General features: G+C 59.8%; 17 protein-coding genes and 7 tRNA genes. 5 read left to right on the forward strand and 19 right to left on the reverse strand.

Annotation, left to right across the window (positions count from 1 at the left end):
* Positions 1 to 93: 93 nt before the first annotated feature.
* The 3 genes from LVD12_RS14140 to LVD12_RS14150 all read right to left on the reverse strand — a co-directional run bounded on the left by LVD12_RS14140 (position 94) and on the right by LVD12_RS14150 (position 1924).
* Positions 94 to 456: a hypothetical protein gene (locus tag LVD12_RS14140; RefSeq protein WP_237068378.1), complete on the reverse strand. Its 363-nt coding sequence runs from the start codon at positions 454 to 456 to the stop codon at positions 94 to 96.
* 663 nt (positions 457 to 1119) lie between these two features.
* Positions 1120 to 1207: transfer RNA gene (locus tag LVD12_RS14145), tRNA-Ser, on the reverse strand.
* A 150-nt stretch (positions 1208 to 1357) separates the two neighbouring features.
* Positions 1358 to 1924 carry a nitroreductase family protein gene (locus tag LVD12_RS14150; RefSeq protein ID WP_237068379.1) on the reverse strand — a complete coding sequence of 189 codons (567 nt, stop codon included), beginning with the start codon at positions 1922 to 1924 and terminating at the stop codon, positions 1358 to 1360.
* A gap of 249 nt (positions 1925 to 2173) precedes the next feature.
* Here LVD12_RS14150 and LVD12_RS14155 point away from each other — a divergent pair, with 249 nt between their 5' ends.
* Positions 2174 to 3568, forward strand: a complete 1395-nt coding sequence (locus LVD12_RS14155; protein ID WP_237068380.1) for an adenylate/guanylate cyclase domain-containing protein — start codon at positions 2174 to 2176, stop codon at positions 3566 to 3568.
* A gap of 73 nt (positions 3569 to 3641) precedes the next feature.
* Here LVD12_RS14155 and queF read toward each other — a convergent pair whose 3' ends face one another.
* From queF to msrB, 11 genes are all read right to left on the reverse strand, one after another.
* Positions 3642 to 4472, reverse strand: coding sequence for an NADPH-dependent 7-cyano-7-deazaguanine reductase QueF (gene queF, locus LVD12_RS14160; protein ID WP_237068381.1), 831 nt, complete (start codon positions 4470 to 4472; stop codon positions 3642 to 3644).
* 12 nt (positions 4473 to 4484) lie between these two features.
* Positions 4485 to 5258 carry an ABC transporter permease gene (locus LVD12_RS14165; RefSeq protein WP_237068382.1) on the reverse strand — a complete coding sequence of 258 codons (774 nt, stop codon included), beginning with the start codon at positions 5256 to 5258 and terminating at the stop codon, positions 4485 to 4487.
* The gene (locus LVD12_RS14170) at positions 5255 to 6193 is read right to left on the reverse strand and encodes an ABC transporter ATP-binding protein (protein ID WP_237068383.1); all 939 of its coding nucleotides are present in this window, start codon (positions 6191 to 6193) and stop codon (positions 5255 to 5257) included. The genes LVD12_RS14165 and LVD12_RS14170 overlap by 4 nt, the downstream gene beginning before the upstream one ends.
* A gap of 393 nt (positions 6194 to 6586) precedes the next feature.
* Positions 6587 to 6662: transfer RNA gene (locus LVD12_RS14175), tRNA-Gly, on the reverse strand.
* 208 nt (positions 6663 to 6870) lie between these two features.
* Positions 6871 to 6946, reverse strand: a tRNA-Glu gene (locus LVD12_RS14180).
* 137 nt (positions 6947 to 7083) lie between these two features.
* Positions 7084 to 7159: transfer RNA gene (locus LVD12_RS14185), tRNA-Gly, on the reverse strand.
* A gap of 208 nt (positions 7160 to 7367) precedes the next feature.
* A tRNA-Glu gene (locus LVD12_RS14190) sits at positions 7368 to 7443 on the reverse strand.
* Between the two features lie 116 nt (positions 7444 to 7559).
* Positions 7560 to 7635 (reverse strand) — tRNA-Gly (locus LVD12_RS14195).
* Between the two features lie 2 nt (positions 7636 to 7637).
* Positions 7638 to 7713 (reverse strand) — tRNA-Glu (locus LVD12_RS14200).
* A gap of 198 nt (positions 7714 to 7911) precedes the next feature.
* Positions 7912 to 8664, reverse strand: a complete 753-nt coding sequence (locus tag LVD12_RS14205; RefSeq protein WP_237068384.1) for a DUF1499 domain-containing protein — start codon at positions 8662 to 8664, stop codon at positions 7912 to 7914.
* Positions 8661 to 9071 (reverse strand): peptide-methionine (R)-S-oxide reductase MsrB, encoded by a 411-nt coding sequence (gene msrB, locus LVD12_RS14210; protein ID WP_237068385.1) that lies wholly within the window; start codon positions 9069 to 9071, stop codon positions 8661 to 8663. The genes LVD12_RS14205 and msrB overlap by 4 nt, the downstream gene beginning before the upstream one ends.
* A gap of 83 nt (positions 9072 to 9154) precedes the next feature.
* Here msrB and LVD12_RS14215 point away from each other — a divergent pair, with 83 nt between their 5' ends.
* From LVD12_RS14215 to LVD12_RS14230, 4 genes are all read left to right on the forward strand, one after another.
* Complete coding sequence (locus tag LVD12_RS14215; protein WP_237068386.1) at positions 9155 to 10369, forward strand: pyridoxal phosphate-dependent aminotransferase; 1215 nt, start codon at positions 9155 to 9157, stop codon at positions 10367 to 10369.
* Positions 10370 to 10383: 14 nt separating this feature from the next.
* Positions 10384 to 10794, forward strand: coding sequence for a hypothetical protein (locus LVD12_RS14220; RefSeq protein WP_237068387.1), 411 nt, complete (start codon positions 10384 to 10386; stop codon positions 10792 to 10794).
* A gap of 523 nt (positions 10795 to 11317) precedes the next feature.
* Positions 11318 to 12070, forward strand: coding sequence for a hypothetical protein (locus LVD12_RS14225; protein ID WP_237068388.1), 753 nt, complete (start codon positions 11318 to 11320; stop codon positions 12068 to 12070).
* Positions 12071 to 12125: 55 nt separating this feature from the next.
* A complete protein-coding gene (locus tag LVD12_RS14230; RefSeq protein ID WP_237068389.1) occupies positions 12126 to 13640 on the forward strand; it encodes a dipeptidase in 1515 nt (504 codons plus the stop codon).
* A 160-nt stretch (positions 13641 to 13800) separates the two neighbouring features.
* Here the strand turns inward: LVD12_RS14230 and LVD12_RS14235 are convergent, their stop codons facing one another.
* Genes LVD12_RS14235 through LVD12_RS14255 form a run of 5 tightly spaced genes read right to left on the reverse strand, consistent with a single transcriptional unit; the run spans position 13801 to position 18535 of the window.
* Positions 13801 to 14736, reverse strand: coding sequence for a class I SAM-dependent methyltransferase (locus LVD12_RS14235; RefSeq protein WP_237068390.1), 936 nt, complete (start codon positions 14734 to 14736; stop codon positions 13801 to 13803).
* A gap of 22 nt (positions 14737 to 14758) precedes the next feature.
* Positions 14759 to 15895, reverse strand: a complete 1137-nt coding sequence (locus LVD12_RS14240; RefSeq protein ID WP_237068391.1) for an ATP-NAD kinase family protein — start codon at positions 15893 to 15895, stop codon at positions 14759 to 14761.
* On the reverse strand, positions 15886 to 17025 hold the full coding sequence (locus LVD12_RS14245) for a 4-phosphoerythronate dehydrogenase (protein ID WP_237068392.1): 1140 nt from the start codon (positions 17023 to 17025) through the stop codon (positions 15886 to 15888). Before LVD12_RS14245 ends, LVD12_RS14240 begins: the two co-directional genes overlap by 10 nt.
* Positions 17022 to 17954, reverse strand: a complete 933-nt coding sequence (locus LVD12_RS14250; protein ID WP_237068393.1) for a 5'-3' exonuclease — start codon at positions 17952 to 17954, stop codon at positions 17022 to 17024. The genes LVD12_RS14245 and LVD12_RS14250 overlap by 4 nt, the downstream gene beginning before the upstream one ends.
* Entirely contained in the window at positions 17951 to 18535 is a 585-nt protein-coding gene (locus tag LVD12_RS14255; RefSeq protein WP_439651348.1) for an elongation factor P hydroxylase, read from the reverse strand. The genes LVD12_RS14250 and LVD12_RS14255 overlap by 4 nt, the downstream gene beginning before the upstream one ends.
* Between the last annotated feature and the right edge of the window lie 77 nt (positions 18536 to 18612).

Consider the following 18612-nt stretch of genomic DNA (forward strand, 5'->3'; position numbering starts at 1 on the left):
AGGCGCGTTGAATTAGGCTTGTATTGAACCGGACGCCGGGTCCATGCGGTCCTAATTAGCACAGCTGACGTGCTAATTAGGATGTAAAGGCAACTACGTGGTTAAGACTGCAGCGCGCTCAAGATATTTGGCGATTGTTTCAGACCCCACAGGAAGCTCGACACCAGCAGCTGCGGCAGCTTCGACAAGCAAGCCTGCATCTTTATAAGGTTTCCCAGTCAAGCCTTTCAGGCCTATTTCAGAGATGGCGGCAACCAGTTTCAACAGGTTGTTGCGCTCCCTGGTGCTGACGGAGTCAATGGCCTTTTCGGTACCATCATCCCCTTCCGTCATGACTTCTTCTTCATGCTCCCAATCTTCTTGAGGATCATGGATAGTAGGCTCAGCCAAATTCGGAGTATCGTGTCGCTGATCATCCCTATCAGCCGATTGCACCTGTGGAAGTAATTGAGACATACTTTCCCAATCGATCCTGGTGCGATCAAGAAATTCCCAAAGCTCACGCCTCCGCGCAGCTTCCCAATCCGAGCCAAACTGCCCGATTTCACTTGACCGCGAGAAGCTCCCATAAAGCGCGGGCTGTGGACTAGAACCGAGCAGCTCCGCCGCTGCCAGGCTTTGGGAAGAGTGACTACTACAAGGCAGGTAGCGAGAGCGCTGAGCAGAGCATGAAGGACAACGAGTATCGGAGTGGGTGAACATTGAATAAAAACCTCTTATTTGTTCACTGCGGAATAAATAGATCTGGGATAGCCAGCTGTTAGGAGAAAAAGTGGCCACGCGCCTATGAAGGCCCTCTTTTAGGTTCCGCGCAAAGGATTAAGGCACAATGCCCTACGGGGCTGTCGCAGGCCGACTTATTTCGTCCCATCAAAGGAGATCATGGTTGGCATGGATATGGGACATCAACCCCCAAAACAAACTTATCTTGCAGAAAGTGTGACCGCTGAGCCCACAGGGAGGGGAGCCAGAGAGTGACACCAATTGGCACACAGTTGGGAGCTGAACGCTTGAGAATTGGCTACAGGCACAAAAAAACCCAACCACTCTCACGAATGTTGGGTTTTTTGTTGGGTAGATCGATTTTATGCTCGTAAGCTATTGATTCTACTCATGGTTTGGCGGTGAGGGAGGGATTCGAACCCTCGATGCCTTGCGACATACACACTTTCCAGGCGTGCTCCTTCGACCACTCGGACACCTCACCGAAACTGATTGTCACGTTTTGGGCTCTCTCAGGGGACCCGGCACGTCTGCCTCTGCATTCCCGCTCGGGGAAAATTGCTTTGCTAATCAGGAACATACGTCCCGTTCAGCGAGGGCGCACTTTACAGAAAGCCGGCCCCGGGCGCAACCCTTAGGGGGCCTTCCAGTGTGAAAAAAAGTCGCTGGTGGCCAGTTCCCGGGCCTGGCGGGGGGACTTGGCGGGGGTGCCAAGGTAGATGAAGCCGTCGATGTGCTCGTTTTCGGCCAGCCCCAGTCCTTCAGCCACCACCGGATTGTAGGCAAGCGGCCCTGTGCGCCAGTAGGCCCCGATGCCCTGGGCGAAGGCAGCGGTCAGCATGGCCTGTACTGCCCCGGCGGTAGAGAGGTGCTGTTCGATATGAGGCACCTTGGGGTGGTCCTGAAGGCGGGTAATGGCGACGAGGATCAGGGGGGCACGCAGTGGCATGGCCAGGGTCTTGTCCCGCTTGGCGTCTCCCAGAGGGCCGTTGTTCTCAGCCTCAGCAGCCCGCAGGAATAGCTGGCCCAGCTTGTGGAGTTCCTCCCCCTCCACCTGCAGGAAACGCCACGGGCGCAGTGCACCGTGGTCAGCGGTGCGCAAAGCGGCACGGAAGATGTTTTCCCGCTGTGCCTCACTGGGCGCCGGGTCGGTCAGCTTGCCCACGGATACGCGGTTGTGAAGGGCCTCAAGAGCGTCCATGTATCTCCCCTTAAACTAAGCGTCAGCCTGTCATATTGGAACCGCATTCTACTGCAAGGGCACAATGACCTCACATATCTGTCCGCTTTTGACCAAAGACGACACGCCTGTCGCATTATGATCTTGCCCGGAGTAAACTTGGGCCACCGTCTGACAGAGGCGGAAACACAAGAATAAATCCGGGGCTTGTCCCCATCGGCGGTGCCAGCCGTCGACCACCTTCTGCACATATCGGATAAAGACAACCCAATGCAGGACCGGCCAGAGGCAGTAACCGGGCGGAACATCGATGCCCGCTACCCGTTCTATTTCCGCAGTCTGATCTGTTTTGCCGCGGCGGGCACACTCGTAAATGCGGTGAACTGGTCCGCGCCGTGGGGCCTGGACAAAGCGCTCACGCTGGGCATGGCAGCCATACTGCTTCTCTATATCCCCCTCGCCTACCGGATCGCCAGCCGCGCACCTGTGGAGCGGAGCACCAATGTACAGCGCTGGCTGTCGTTTACCGATGCTGCGCTGATTGGTATCGCAATTGCCCTGACCAACTTCAGCCTGCTGCCGACCCTGCTCTTTATCACCATGGTGCAGTTCAACGCGTTGACGGCCGGGGGCGGACGACGCTGGTTCGAGCACAATACCGGCCTGCTGCTGGGTGTAGGGACCGGCTACCTGATCCACAAGCCGGCCATGGTGGTGAATGCCGACCTGACCATCAGTGCCGCGAGCCTGATCGGGGTATTCACTTACTTCTGCGCTTATGCTTTCTACACCCATAAGCAGATCGCAGCCCTGAAAAGGGAAAACCAGGCCCTGGCTGCGGATCAGCATGTCAGCAAGATGCGCACTTACAAGCTGTCCAAGTACCTGCCACAGCGCCTGTGGCGCGCAGTGACCAACGGCAAGGAGAGTGAACTGGTCACCGAGCGCAAGCTACTGACCATCTTTTTCTCGGACATCAAGGACTTCAGCCAGCTGACCGAGGAACTGGAAGCGGAAACCTTTACCGAGCTGCTCAACGGCTACCTGTCAGAAATGGCCCGTATTGCCGGGCAGTACGGCGGCACTATCGACAAGTTCATCGGCGATGCGGTGATGGTGGTGTTCGGGGATAACGAGAGCAAGGGCCCGAAGTCGGACGCCCTGCGCTGTGTCGCCATGGCGCTGGCGATGCGCAAGCGCGTGCGGGAAATGAAGCAGGAGTGGTACAACAAGGGCATCTCCCGCCCCCTACAGGTGCGCATGGGCATCAATACCGGCTACTGCACCGTGGGCATATTCGGCACGGCCAACCACCAGTCCTATACGGTCATGGGCACCCACGTGAACCTTGCTGCCCGCCTGGAGGGTGCGGCCCAGCCGGGTGAGATACTGATCAGTCACGAGACCTGGGCACTGATCAAGCAGTCGGTCATGTGCCGCGACCGCGGGCTGGTGGAAGTGAAAGGCTTCAGCACGCCGGTGAAGGTGTATCAGGTCACGGACCTGCGCAAGAACCTGGGCGGCCAGCAGAGCTACCTCGAGGAGCATGCGCCTGGCTTTTCCATGCACATGGATCTGGACAAGATCCGTAATTATGACCGGGAGAAGGTGCTGCGTTCACTGGAGAAGGCGGCCGACTCCATCAAGAAGAAAGTCATTCTCTGACCCCGGCAGACTGGCCTCCCGCCGGGACTAGCACCACCCTGCCCCAAGATCCGTCACCTGAACCCGCCTGCGTTTACTGGCGGGCGAAACGGGGAGGAAGGGCTTTGCCCGGGAGCGTGCTGCGCAGCGGATTGATGTCCAGCCCACCGCGACGGGTGTAGCGCGCGCACACGGTCAACTCTTCGAATGCCGCCAGGTTCTGCAGGTCACAGAAGATCCGCTCCACACAGTGTTCGTGGAAATCCTGGTGCTCACGGAAGGAAATGATGTAGGCCAGCAGCGCCTCCCGGTCCAGCGCCGGGCCGCGGTAGTCGATGCAGACAGTGGCCCAGTCTGGCTGTCCCGTGACCGGGCAGTTGCTGCGCAACAGGTGGCTGTAGAGGGTTTCACTCACGGCTCCGCGTCCCGCATCCAGCCTGAGCAGTGACGCCTCCGGCTGGTAGCGACGCGTCTCGATGTCGAGCTGATCGAGGCAGAAACCCTCCGGCTTCTCCACCGCCAGCGTGGCGTCCTCGACCCCAAAAAGTTCGACCGTCACGTCAGCGCCCGAAGCCGCGCCAAGGTCCCTGCTCAACGTATCGCGCACTTCCTCCCAGCTCGCAAACTCGCTCTGGTTGAGTGAATTCAGGTACAGCTTGAACGACTTGGATTCGATCATCGCCGCCGAGTCGTGGGGGAAAGTGAACCTGCTCACGGCAACCTGTGGCACTCCCTTGGGGTTGAGCCAGGACAGTTCGAAACCCCACCATTCATCGACGCCGGAAAATGGCAGCGTGTCGCCCCTGAGCCCCAGGTGCGCACGGGAAATCCCCCGGTCGATGGGGTGCAGCAGGCCCGGGTTGTAGCGGGATTCATATTGGGTCTCACGCCCCAATGGCAGGCCTTTCCAGTCTTCGCGTTCCATAGACATTCCCGCTCAGTGTCGCAGTCGCTTGCCGTGGCTCATCAGGTGCAGGCCCCAGCCAAACAGCAGGGCGATAAAGACAACGACGCCCACGAAAGCCCAGGCTACATTGATGTCGGAAACACCGAGCACACCGTAACGGAAGGCGTTCACCATGTAGAGCACAGGATTGAGCTTTGACAGCCCCTGCCAGAAGGGTGACAGCAGCCCGATGGAGTAAAACACCCCACCCAGATAGGTCAGCGGCGTCAGCACAAAGGTGGGAATGATGGAGATATCGTCGAAGCTGTTGGCAAAAATGGCGTTGATGAACCCGGCCAGTGAAAACAGCACCGCCGTGAGGAATACGATTGCCACCGTAATTCCCACGTGCTGCACGCTGAGGTCGGTGAAGAACAGGGCGATCAGAGTAACCACAAAACCCACGATCAGGCCGCGGGCCACGCCGCCCAGTACATAGCCCGCCATCACCACCCAGTTGGGCGTGGGAGAAACCAGCAGTTCTTCTACACTGCGCTGGAATTTGGCGCTGTAGAAAGACGACACCACGTTCGAGTAAGAGTTGGTGATCACCGCCATCATGATGAGGCCGGGCACCACGAATTCCATATAGGTGAAGCCACCCATCTCGCCGATGCGGCTGCCGATCAACGCGCCGAAGATGACGAAGTAGAGCGACATGGTGATGACCGGCGGCACCAGGGTCTGCGGCCAGATACGGGTAAAACGCCTGACTTCCCGCCGGAAAATGGTGACGAAAGAGATCCAGATAGCATTGCTGGTCACGACTTTTCCCCCTCGGTTTTTTGCCCTTCCGCCAGCAGGGAGACGAAAAGCTCTTCCAGCCGGTTGGCCCGGTTGCGCATACTGACCACGGCGACACCCTGCTCCCCGAGGCGGCTGAACAGTGCATTCAGCGATTGGCCCTTCTCGATGGTGACCTCGAGACTGTGCTCGTCCCGCAGGCGGCCGTCGAAGTCACCCAGGTCCGGGCAGTCACTCAACGGATCGCGCACATCGAGGATAAAGACCTCCTTGTTGAGGGTTTTCAGCAGCGACTTGATGGAGGTGTTCTCGACAATCTCGCCCTTATCGATGATGGCGATATTGCGACAGAGGCTTTCTGCCTCCTCCAGGTAATGGGTAGTCAGGATAATGGTGGTGCCCTGGCGGTTGATCTCCTCCAGGAAGGTCCACATGGAGCGGCGAAGCTCGATATCCACCCCGGCGGTGGGCTCGTCGAGAATCAGCAGTTTCGGTTCATGAATCAGGGCGCGGGCGATCATCAGGCGCCGTTTCATGCCCCCTGACAACATCCGCGCCTGCGTGCTGCGCTTGTCCCACAGCCCCAGCTGCTTGAGGTACTTCTCGGTGCGCTCTTCCGCCAGCGCGCGGGGCATACCGTAGAAGCCACCCTGAGTACAGACGATGTCGTACACCTTCTCGAACTGGCTGAAATTGAATTCCTGCGGCACCACACCCAGCATCTGCTTGGCGGCAGGGAAGTCCTTGTCGATATCGATGCCGAAAATCGAGACACTGCCACCGGTCTTGCGCACCAGCGAGCAGATGATGCCAATCGTGGTCGACTTGCCGGCGCCGTTGGGGCCCAGCAGGGCGAAGAAGTCCCCCGGCTGGACATCAAAACTGATGCCCTTCAGGGCCTGGAAGCCGTTGTCGTAGGTTTTCTGCAGATTGCTTATGGAGAGCGCAGCGGTCATCTCTTCCTCCCGGAGTTGAGGGCGCATATTCAACGCGCTTGCCCCGCATATTGCAACCAGACAGGTCGTGGGGACATCTCCGCCTGAGGGAGGCCGCTCTGAAGCCTCCCTACCCAAGCCGCCCGGCGGACGGGTAACAACAAGCCCCCAAAACCTCACCACTTGTGCGCCGGTAACCGCGCCCGGGGCACTCGGAAAAGAATAGATTTGAGGCGATTAAGTATAGGTTGGCACCGGGTGCTGCCGGTGAAGCCTGCAAATTGGCCCACACCATGAATGAACTGAGCCTGCAGCCCCCCCCGCAGCAGTCACAGCGGCGGGCTGAAGGAAAGCTTGAGTAGTAGTGAGAGCAGTAGAAACAGAAAAGCCGCTCGATTGAGCGGCTTTCTGATTTGGAGCGGGAAACCAGGTTCGAACTGGCGACCTCAACCTTGGCAAGGTTGCGCTCTACCAACTGAGCTATTCCCGCGAATTCCTTCTATCGGCCATCAGGAAAATCACTGTTTCCGATGCCCTGCCCGAGCGCCTCTTTACCTTGCGCTCTTCCGGTCGCCAATCACAGATTGGCGCCGTTCGGCTGCGAGCTTCGCTCAGCCACGAAGCAAACTCTTGCCTCACCCAACTGAGCTATTCCCGCGATCCTTTGTCGCGAAGCTGCCTCAGCAACCCCACTACATTGGCATCCCCAAGGGGAGTCGAACCCCTGTTACCGCCGTGAAAGGGCGGTGTCCTAGGCCTCTAGACGATGGGGACAGAAAACTTGCACTGACCTCTCGATCAGGTGCTGCCACACTGCCGTGGCATATTACCGGGATTACTCTCCGGCACTTAGTGTCGAGCCAACAGAGGGCTCGCACTAAAAAAGCCGCTCGATCGAGCGGCTTTCGATTTGGAGCGGGAAACCGGGTTCGAACCGGCGACCTCAACCTTGGCAAGGTTGCGCTCTACCAACTGAGCTATTCCCGCGAATTCTTTCTATCGGGCATCTGGAGAACCATTGTTTCCGATGCCCTGCCCGAGCGCCTCTCTACCTTGCGCTCTTCCGGTCCCCAATCACAGATTGGCGCCGTTCGGCTGCGAGCTTCGCTCAGCCGCGAAGCAAACTCTTGCCTCACCCAACTGAGCTATTCCCGCGATTCTGTGTCGCGGGGCTGCCGGAGCAACCCCGCTGCATTGGCATCCCCAAGGGGAGTCGAACCCCTGTTACCGCCGTGAAAGGGCGGTGTCCTAGGCCTCTAGACGATGGGGACAGAAAACTTGCACTGATCTCTCGATCAGGTGCTGCCACACTGCCGTGGCATTGCCTCGGGCTAACCCTTGGCGCTCGTATCGAACCGGAAGGCTGCCGGATCGTCACGAAGAAAACTGGAGCGGGAAACCGGGTTCGAACCGGCGACCTCAACCTTGGCAAGGTTGCGCTCTACCAACTGAGCTATTCCCGCAGTGGCGTCCCCTAGGGGAGTCGAACCCCTGTTACCGCCGTGAAAGGGCGGTGTCCTAGGCCTCTAGACGAAGGGGACCCAGACTAACTTCTTCGACATCGCATGGCGTCTTAAAGATCCGCTCTGCGTCAGAAGTGGGGCGCATTCTATGTAGCACCCGGGGTACTGTCAACACCTGCAACTCAACTTTTTAGTTATTTTTTTCTTTTATAGTCAGGCACTTACCCGATTCCCCACTATCGTCGCAAGCACTGCAGCAGCGCCAGCACCAGCCCTTTACCCCGCCTGCTTCGCCAGCGCCTCAAGGTCGGAAAGAAACTCGCGAATACGCTCGGCATTCTTGCCCAGGTCACTCTTGCCGACCCGGGAGCTGGAACGAACATCGACCCGCGAGCCACCCTCAGCCGCCGTGACCCGCACGACCACATCGTCACTGAATCCGAGCAGCAGCGTGCGGTCCACCGCCTCCAGGTGACCGGCCTTGTCGTTGCGGTCCACGATCCGCCAACCCAGCTCTTCGGCGGCCTGTGCAGCCAGAGCCGTGACCTGCTCTACCGGCAGCGCCACTAGCAAAGGCTGGATATCGGCGTAGATGTCCGCCTCCCGCTGCTGTTTCGCCACCTCCTCACCATCGTACTCGGCACTGTTGTCGCCCGGTTCCCTCAAGGAGAGCACCGCGCGGTACTCTGGTGGGTTGTTGAGGTCGGTCGAGATATCGTGGATCGGCGGCACATTGAAATTGTCCGGCCCTACAGTGAGCAGTGGCACGGCCACCGGTAACAACCCCAACAACGTGCCCCACATGGCCGCACGACGGGCATCGGCATGGCGCTTTACCAGCCCCCAGATAAAGACCAGGATACTGACCAGGGCCACGCCGATGGCTGCCAGGCCGGCATACTGGAAGATCTGGAAAACGGTACGGAAATGCAGGAGCTCGAGTCGCAGGGCCACCGCGGCCAGAAAGATGACCGTAAGCAGCAGCCACTGCACCCGGTAGAGCCAACGGCTCCAGTGCCTGTTTCTCATCCCTCTTCTCCCTTGCTCTTATCCTGATCCAGTTTCACTGACAGCGAATTGACGCAGTAGCGCAATCCGGTCACCGTGGGCCCATCCGGGAATACATGCCCAAGGTGGCAGCCGCACTTGGCACAGAGTATCTCGGTACGATGCATACCGAGACTGTCGTCCGGCCGCTCGGCGACGACACCCGGACTCGCCTCGGCGTCAAAACTCGGCCAGCCACAACCCGCGTCAAATTTGGCGTCGGAACTGAACAGCGGTTCGCCGCAGCAACGACAGCGGTAGGTACCGTCCTCGAAGCAGTCCCAGTATTCACCAGAAAACGGGCGCTCTGTGCCGGCCTCGCGGCATACATGAAATTCTTCCGGGCTCAGCTTGTCGCGCCAGTAGTTATCGTCTTTTTCTTTTGACATACTCCATCCTCCAAATCGCTAAGCTGTAGGAGCCACCTTCGGCCAACCCCGCAGTTCCAGTCCCCGAGGGTTATCGCCATACCATGAAGGACATTCACAAGTCGGAAAAGCTTCACGGTGTCTGCTACGAGATACGCGGCCCTGTCATGGAGCAGGCCTGCCGTATGGAAGAAGAAGGCCACCGTATCTTGAAGCTCAATATCGGTAATCCCGCCCCGTTTGGCTTCAATGCGCCGGACGAGATCATCCAGGACGTTATTCACAATCTGGCTGAGGCGCAGGGCTATGTCGAGTCCAAGGGCCTGTTTGCCGCACGTAAGGCCATTATGCAGGAATGCCAGATGCTGGGCATCGAAGGGGTGGATATCGACGATATCTACCTGGGCAACGGCGTTTCCGAGCTGATCACCATGGCCACCCAGGCGCTGCTGAACACCGGGGACGAACTGCTATTGCCCATGCCCAACTATCCGCTTTGGATGGCGGCCACCAACCTGACCGGCGCCAGGCCGGTACTCTACCGCTGCGACGAGCAGGCGGACTGGCTGCCCGACATCGACGACATCAAGTCGAAAATCACGCCACGCACCCGTGGCATCGTGATAATCAACCCCAACAATCCCACCGGCGCCGTCTACCCCCGGGAGTTGCTGGAGCAGATTGTAGAACTGGCCCGGCAAAACGACCTGGTGATCTTTGCCGACGAGATTTATAGCAAGATCCTCTACGACGACGCGGAATTCATCCCCATGGGTCGGTTGGCCAAGGACGTGCTCTGCCTGAGTTTCAACGGCCTGTCCAAGTCCTATCGCCTGGCGGGATTCCGCTCCGGGTGGATGGTGATCAGCGGAGCCAAACAGCGCGCAAAAGGCTTTATCGAGGGGATGGAGATCCTCGCCTCCATGCGCCTGTGCGGCAACGTGCCCGCCATGTTTGCGGTGCAGACCGCGCTCGGCGGCTACCAGAGCATCCGCGACCTGGTGCTGCCCGGTGGCCGCCTGCGCCAGCAGCGTGACCTGGCGCACCGTATGCTGAACGAAATTCCGGGAGTCAGCTGCGTCAAGCCGGAGGGGGCCATCTACCTGTTCCCGCGCCTGCACCTGGACCGGCACAAGATCAGCGACGACGAACAGCTGGTACTGGACTTCCTGCGCGAGGAGAAGATCCTGCTGGTACAGGGTACCGCCTTCCACTGGGACGCACCGGACCACCTGCGCATCGTCTTTCTTCCGCGGGCCGACGAACTGTCCCACTCCATCGAACGACTGGGCGCTTTTCTCGAGCGCTACTCCGCCTGAACCGACGGAACACCATGCTGGACGATTTACATATTCACGATTTTTACCGCGACGCCGGACGAATCCTGCTGGCCCTGTTCGGCAGTTTCCCGGCGCCGACCGCCGTGTACGTGGAGGATATCGCCGGGCCGGACACGCCGGACGAATTCGGCCTGCACTCCCCGCGTCACCTGGCCTGCCTGGGTGCCATGACCTGGTTACGGCAGGCCGGTTATATTCAGTTTTCACAACTGGTGCGCCAGGAGGCCGTTGAAGAAGCTGCCCTCACCCACCACAGCTTTCTGCTACTGGTGAGCCGGGACAGTGACGGCATCAGCAATGCCCGCCGCCTCAATGAGGCCGTCAGGAACGGTTCATCCCCGCAACTGGAAGCATTGATGGTCGAACTGATGAAACAGGCCAGCGTCGACCGGCAGCCTGCATAGGCAACTGACCAAGCGGCCGGATCTGCCCCCCCCTGAGTCCGAACTCACCGCGAGACGGGCCTGAGACGCGCACGCATTCGAAAATGCGTATCTGTCACCCCCTTCATATCATCAATGTCCCCTCTCACCGGGGTCGTGCGTGCGCCCTCAAATACTGGGCAGGCGAGCCAGACAAGAAGTATTGATGGGATAAGCATGCCGATTATTGAATGATAAATGTGCGGCCAGAAATCCTGGATGACAGCCAAAATGATCCAGCCCCTCAATAACGTAACAATCCTCAGAGGCACGATTGTGAATAGGTGGCGCCTCCATCCTCACGATCTCCACCACGAACCTACCAACAAAGCAAAACAAAGCTTTCTACGCCAATCGGTCTAATAGAATCGACAGCATTGAGAAAGAAGTATTCAATAAACTGACCCTACAGTTCTGGATGTGCATTGCACAGCAGAGCCTTACGAGAAGTTTCAAAAGCCGCCGGGGATAGCCGTTGCCCCCGGCAGCGATCCAGACCTGAAAAATGAGAAAAGATATGAACTTCTCAAAAATCCGCTCCTTGGCCATAGCAGCATCATGGCTGACATTTCTTCACGGCTGCGCGCAACCGACTTCCTTCGTGAGTATTCCCGAGCCGGAAAGCTCTCAGGTGGTTCAGGAGCTGTATGGTGTACCGACCCTTTTTTCGGAATCAGACAACCTGGTTGCCCTGGCCTCCGAGGGAACCACTTTTGACGCAGAGCAAGAGATTCTCTTTCTGCGCCTCTGGGTCTACAACGGCACTGGGGAGGCGTTGCTGATTTCTTCGGACGGGATTACCGCGGAACTCGAGGCGTCTCGCGGTCGCCAAGCCATCCCGACTCTCCAGCAAGCCGAAGTGGAGGCATGGCGACAGGAAAACATGAAGAGAGAGGTCGTCAGCCGATCGAGCCACTCCCGCTCCGGCCCTGGTGGTTCACCCAGCTATGTAGAAGTTTACCCGGATAATCCACGTAGCGATCCGGGTGTCCGTGCCGGAAAGATATCAAAGCTTGTTCGCGTAGGCCCACTCATCGGCTCAACCTGGACCAGACAGTCCATCTTTTACAAAAAAGAGCTTCCTCAATATCGTTCAGTAGCCTCTGAGCATACGCTGCTCCCGGGTGCCACTTATGCAGGCAGCGTCGCATTGGATATGCGCGGCATTGTTTTGTCCGACAGCGACACAATCCAGATAACCGTTGATCTCGCGGGCGAACGCCACCAGCTCAAAATGCGGCAGGCATCCCTGCTTTGACGTCCTGTTGAAGTGGAGAGAGATTCAAACTGACTGCCTTCGCGGGAGAGAGTCAATGAAACAAATATTACGAAATTTAATGCAAGTAATGCTGCTTGGCACCCTGCCGTTGATGGCCATTGCGGAGGTTTCCCGTGAGGCGCAGGACACAGCTGACTATGCGGTACGGGCTTATGAACAGTCCATGACAGATACGCTGGCGGAGCTGGTGGCTTACCGAACCGTAGTCGATCAGGAGCAGCCACTGGCCCAGAACCCCGAGTTCATCGGCTTCAAGCTCGCCCTAGAGAAAAGGGCGAAAAAACTCGGCCTCCAGTTCGAGGACCACGGCTCTTTGGTTATCGTAGCCATCGGCAATGGTCCGGAGAAAGTGGGGATTCTTACCCATGGCGACGTGATGCCAGCCAACCCGCTTAAATGGGAGAAAAGCCCGTTTGTGCTCGATACCGAAAGCGAACCGGGCAAGTTGATAGCCCGCGGGAGTGAGGACAACAAGGGGCCAATTGCCACCGCACTCTATGCGATGAAAGCGATTCAGGACCGTGAGGTTCCCCTGAAGCGTCGCGTTGAACTGCTGGTATATCTGGCAGAGGAATCCGACTGGGGCCCGCTGAGGGCGTTTCTGAAAACATACCCGGTTCCCCAGTACAACATCACCATTGATGCCATGTACCCGGTAGTGACAGCTGAAAAAGCCTGGGGTGAAGTGCAGGTGACGACTGTAGACGCCGAACCCGCCCCCGAAGGTATCCCCTACCTTGCCGAGTTTTACGGGGGCTATATTCGAGCCCAGGTACCAGACGAAGCACATGCCACTGTAGTCAATGCCGACTCAAAACTTCAGGCGGCGATTCGTGCCCGCGCCGCCACACAGACACAGGTGCAGTACGAATTCCGCCAGAAGGGAGAGCAGTGGCTTGTCACGGCACGCGGCAAGGCGGCACACAGCTCCCAACCCCAATATGGTATCAACGCGATTGCCTATCTGGCAGACGCACTGAGCGTACATCGATGGCCAGATAACGCCGCCGGGGCCACCGTGCACTATCTCAATAGCCTGGTAGGGACCGGTTTCAAAGCGGAAAAGTTTGGCCACATCGCCTACAGCCACGACTTCATGGGCCCCCTGACAGCTGTCGTGGCGATGGTCGAGCCCAGCGACAAAGGGCTCACGACCTACCTCAATCTCCGGCGGCCAGCTGGCAAGGCTACCCAACAGTTAGAAAGCGAGATCTATGCGGCACTTGAAAGCTGGCAGGAGCGCAGCGGCATTCGTCTGCACGCTACTTTCGTCGACCTGGAAGAGGAGCCGCACATCGTTGACACTGCCGCTCACGTAGAGCCACTGTTAAACGTGTTTCGACATTTTACCGGCATGACAAATGCTGAGCCGGTGGCCATTGGTGGCTCCAGCAACGCAAAACTGCTCCCGAACGCGATTAGTTTTGGTCCCTCGATGCCGGGGCAAGTCTACACCGGGCATACGGAGCATGAGTTCATCACCGCTGAACAGCTTCGCCTGAATCTGAAAATGTATACCGCGATGATGATAGAGATCGGCAACCTTTGATTCTTACAGAATGCTCAATCCCAGTAGCATTGCCTCTTCCCCTCGTGGGCACGCAGAGGCAAGCGGCAGACATGGTAAGTGTGGCTCAGCTAAAGGCTGAAACTGAGACCTGAAACGCTGGGCTCCCCGTGTTTCAATGGGTTTAAAACCAGCTTTCGGCTTACGTATCTTCTCCGAAGCGCACATGCAGCATTTTCAAAGCCGCATCCGGATCGCGATCCGGGAAATCAGGGCTCTGCGGTAAACGCTCAATCACCCGGTAGCGGCTATCCGCCTTTTCGATCACCGCGCGGAAATGCTCCTCGCTGTGACGCGGGGAGTTCAGCACCATCAACAGGTCAGCGCCAGGGGCCAGGCAGGTCGGTAACAGCTGCAGCAATTTCTCGTAATTTTCGCCAACGTCGAAACGTCCCTTCTGGCGTGTGGGTGGATCCACCACCACCAGCTGGAACGGGCCGCGGCGATCGAAGCGGTTGAATTCCCTCAGGGCATCCAGTTGCAAAAACTTGATACCCTTCAACGGCAGGTTGTTGGACAGGTGGTTTTCACGGCCACGGTTCAGTACGCCGCGGTTCACATCGATGTTCACCACCTCCAATTCACCGGCCGCCCGGGCCACGACAGAAAAGGCACAGGTGAACGCGAACAAGTTGAGCATCTTCAGCGGTTCATCCGAGCCCAAGCGGGCCTGCACCTGCTCCTCCAGCCAGCGACGACCGGGCTCGATGTCGAGGAAGAAGCCCACGTTCTGGCGGGCAAAGGTCAGAGGGAATTTCAATTCGCCACGGCGGGCAATGGGGGCGGGCACCGGTTTACCGGCCTCCCACTCCACCGGCGCGCCCTGCAGGTAGCGGCGCTGGACGGCTACCCCCGTGTAACCGGCGGGCTCGGCCATCGCCCAGAGTTGCTGACAGAGTTCGCCCTCACCCTCGTGGGGTTCGAACAAAGTCACCAGCATCGCCGGGAAAAAGCTGTCCACGCAGACCTGTTCCAGCCCCTCGTAGCAACGACCGCGACCGTGAAACAAACGACGACTGTCAGTGCTGCCCTCGGCGAGTTTCTTCTCAACCTGCTCAAGCAGGGCCTTCCAGTTCATGACATCTCCCAATACCAAACTGCTACAAATCGCCGTTGCTCAGCGGATAGAGGATCGCATCCCGGTAGCCGGTGATCACGGGGATAAAGCCGCTCCAGTCGCGATCCAGGTCGGGATCACCACTGTCCACCAGCAACGGCCTGCCCCCGAGCTCGGTAATTTTGGTCTTGGTCGCCACCACGATCAGGTTTTCACGTCCGACCGCATGCAGCACGGCCGGAGAGAACTGCTGGTTGCCACGACCGATCAGATGCCCCTGGCCGCCAATGGCGGTGAGGATGATTTTTGCCGGCCCATCGTGGTTCGCCAGCGCGGCCTCGATGTCGCGGGCACCGATATCCCGCGCAATGAGTTCGCCATCGAGGAGCAGGTCCACCCCCAGCAGGGTGCCCTCACAGCCCAGCTCGTCCAGCACCGCCAGCGTGGTGGAACCCGGCCCTACCACGTAGAGGGTCTCCGGCTCGATATCTTCCACCACCTCGGCAGCGATATCGGCCACTGCCAGCTCCTCCACCTCGCGTCCCGCATTTTTGACCGCCTGCACGAAGTGACCCTCTTCCGGCACCAGCAGCTCCCCGTAGTAGCGGGTACTCACCCGCCCTTCGCGGAAGGACTTCTCGTCGATGTCGCGCACCTCGTGCTCACGCAGGTCCACCAGCTCACCGGCCAACAGGCGCCGCAACACTTCCCCCGCCGCTTTGGGGGAAATGGCAAAACAGGCGGAGTGCATCTTCACCCCTGCGGGAATTCCGAGCACCGGAAACTCTGCGCCTAGGGCGTTGACCATATTGCGGGCGGTGCCATCACCACCGACGAAAACGATCAGGTCCGCTCCGGCGGTGCGGATCTCACGGGCGGCGCGCTCGCTGTCGGCGGGTGTCGAGGGATCACTCTCGGCCTCGCCGACAACGGTCACAGTAAAGCCACTGGAGCGGGCCAGATCCTCGCCCATATTGCCGGCGAAGCAGAGAATCTCCACCCGGTCCCTGAATTCGTGCAGGGCCTGCAGTGCAACATCCGCCCGCTGCTGTGCGCGGGGCTCAACGCCCGCCTCCAGCGCCTCGCGCACGGTGTCCTCACCATCACTGCCCTTCAGGCCCGCCGGCCCGCCGATACCGGCCCAGGGGTTGATGATCAGTCCGAGCTTCTTCAGTTCCATTTGAGCCCCAGTATTTCCAGTTGCCGGCGGGATTCCGCATCGAGTGCCGTTTCGCCGCCACGATAGTGGGAAAACTCCAGCCGCCGCGGGTAATCCTTCCGCAGACGGTCGAAGCCCTGTGCCAGCGGCAGCTCTGCGCTGGCGGCGTCCCGCAGGCGGCGATCATCGGTGCGGGGGTCGTACATCTGTAGCAGCAAACCCGCCATTGCCTGGAAGTCGCCGGCGCTGTTTCTGCTCCCCTCCGGCGCAGACAGACTGCGTACGGGATCGCGGTCCCCGGGGTCTGCCGGTACCGATGGCAACCCCAGCGCGCGGGACAGTGCCTCGCGCACCATGCGTGTGCCGGCAAGCTTGCCGTCGTGGCTATAGCCGGCAATATGCGGCGTGCCGATATCCACCCGGCCCAGCAGTGCCTGATCGATATCCGGCTCGTTCTCCCACACATCCAGCACCGTGGTGAGGGACTTGCCGCCCTCGAGCAGTGCCAGTAACGCCTGGTTATCCACTACTGCGCCGCGGCCGGCGCTGATCAGCACCGCGCCGTCTTTCATTGCCGCCAGACGACTGGCGTCGATCATATGCAGGCTCGGATGGAGGCCGCCCTTGACCAGCGGCGCATGCAGGCAGACCACATCCTGTGCCATGACTTCCTCCAGGGCAGCCGCATCCGGGTTGTCCGGGAGCCAGGGATCGTAAACCCGGCACTGAATACCGAGCCCGTGCAGGCGCCGCTGTAGCAGGCCACCCACGTTCCCGCAGCCGACGATTCCGAAGTTCAGCCCGCGCCAGTCGCGGCCGAGGGCGGCCAGGGCGCAGAACACGTACTCCACTACGGAATTGGCATTGCAGCCCGGCGCCGCACTCCAGGGGACCGTCTGTCGGTCCAGCCAGGCGGTATCCAGATGATCGGTGCCGATGGTACAGCTGCCAACAAAGGCCACCGGGGTGCCCTCCAGCAACTCGCGGTCCACCTGGGTCACGGACCGCACCAGCAGGACATCCGCATCCAGCAGCTGCTCCCGGGTCATGGTGCGCCCGGGCAGCCGCCGGATACTGCCCAGGTCACCAAAATACTGCTCGACTGCGGGAATATTCTCGTCGGCGACAATCCTGATCCTGCCTTCTCTCACGCTCCCTCCACCGGCCCTGCCGCGCCATGCGTCAATGTTCGTAGGATTTTAGGCTTCAGCCCGCCAATGCCGAACTCATCGGCGAGAGCCTGCGCCATCGCCGGCTCCGGCAACACCAGACGCAACGCTTCCGGGACCACTCCGAGAGGGACCGCCTCCTCGAGGCTGGCCAGTCGCTTGGCCAGCGCGATCTGGTCCGCAAAATCCTCGAGTTTGCGCGCAAGCCCCCTGGCGCCGCGGATGGCCAGGTCCGCGACCCCGGCCGGATTGGCGAGTAACGCCTCCACAGACTCGAAGTGCTGCAGCAGTGCGGCAGCGGTTTTTGGCCCGACACCAGGCACACCGGGAATGTCATCACTGCTGTCGCCCACCAGAGCCAGGAAGTCGGCGATCTGGCGGGGCGCCACACCAAAGCGGGCACGCACGCCGTCGCGATCCAGATGGCGGTCGGCAGCAAAATCCCACAGCGAGCCGGCGCCCCGGTCCAGAAGCTGCCCCAGATCCTTGTCACGGCTGATGATCACGGGCTGGTCTTCATTCAACAGCTTGGTCAGTGTTGCGAGAATATCGTCGGCCTCGAAGCGCTCGCTGGCAAAACTGGCGATACCCAGCGCTTCGGCCATGGACCGGCAGGCGGCGAGCTGGAAGGCCAGGGCCTCGTCGGGCAGGACGCGGCTGCACTTGTAGTCGGGGTAGAGTTCATTGCGGAAGCAGCTGCCGAGGGACTCATCAAAGGCGCAGGCAATGTGGGACGGGCGCCGCTGCAGCAGGTCGAGCAGGAAGTTGGTAAACCCGTAAACCGCCTCGGTCGGGTAGCCGCCGCGGCTCTCCCAGTTGGGAGGCAGGGCGAAGTAGTAGCGGAAGATATAGACCGACGCATCCACCAGGAATGGCGGTGCTGCCTGCCCTGCAGGCGCCGCGGAAGTCACGAAAGATCCGCCAGCTGATAGAGCCGCCCACAGAACGGCTGCGGCCGGCCGAATTCACTCGCCAGTGCCGTGGCGAACTGCCCGGCCCGATCTGGCAGGCCCCGGCGGCAGTAATCCCGTACCTGCTCGAAGATGGCAGTCCTGAAGGCGTCGCTCGGCCCCAACCCCTGCGCCAGGTTGTCGGCACTGACGCGGAATCTCAGTCCGCAGGCCCGGGAGAAGATCCACTCCAATGCCTGGGGCTTGACCTCGACCCGCTCGAACAGCCGCTGCTGCTCCGCCGTGCGACCATCCGGGGCGTACCAGTAGCCGTAATCCGGCTGCTGGCGGCGCGCTGCGCCAGCCACACACCAGTGGGCGGCCTCGTGCAGCGCGCTGGCGGGGTAATCGAGGGTGAATTCGACCCGGTGATAGGCACAGGCCTGCCCCGCCGGCCGGTAGAAGGGCTCCGGATGACCACCACAGAGGCGCGTGTTCAGCCCCTCCCGGGCGGAAAAGCACCGATCGAAGACGGAACAGATCCGCGCTGCGATCTCGCTCTCGGTTTCGGTTTCGGTCGCCAATTCAGCGGCACTGGACAGGCTGGACAAACGGGACTCCGGGGCTGCTAGCGGTTCTTACATTCGGGGAAGGCGCGAACTATAACAATGGCCTCCGG

Source organism: Microbulbifer guangxiensis (assembly GCF_021729075.1).
Lineage (GTDB): Bacteria > Pseudomonadota > Gammaproteobacteria > Pseudomonadales > Cellvibrionaceae > Microbulbifer > Microbulbifer guangxiensis.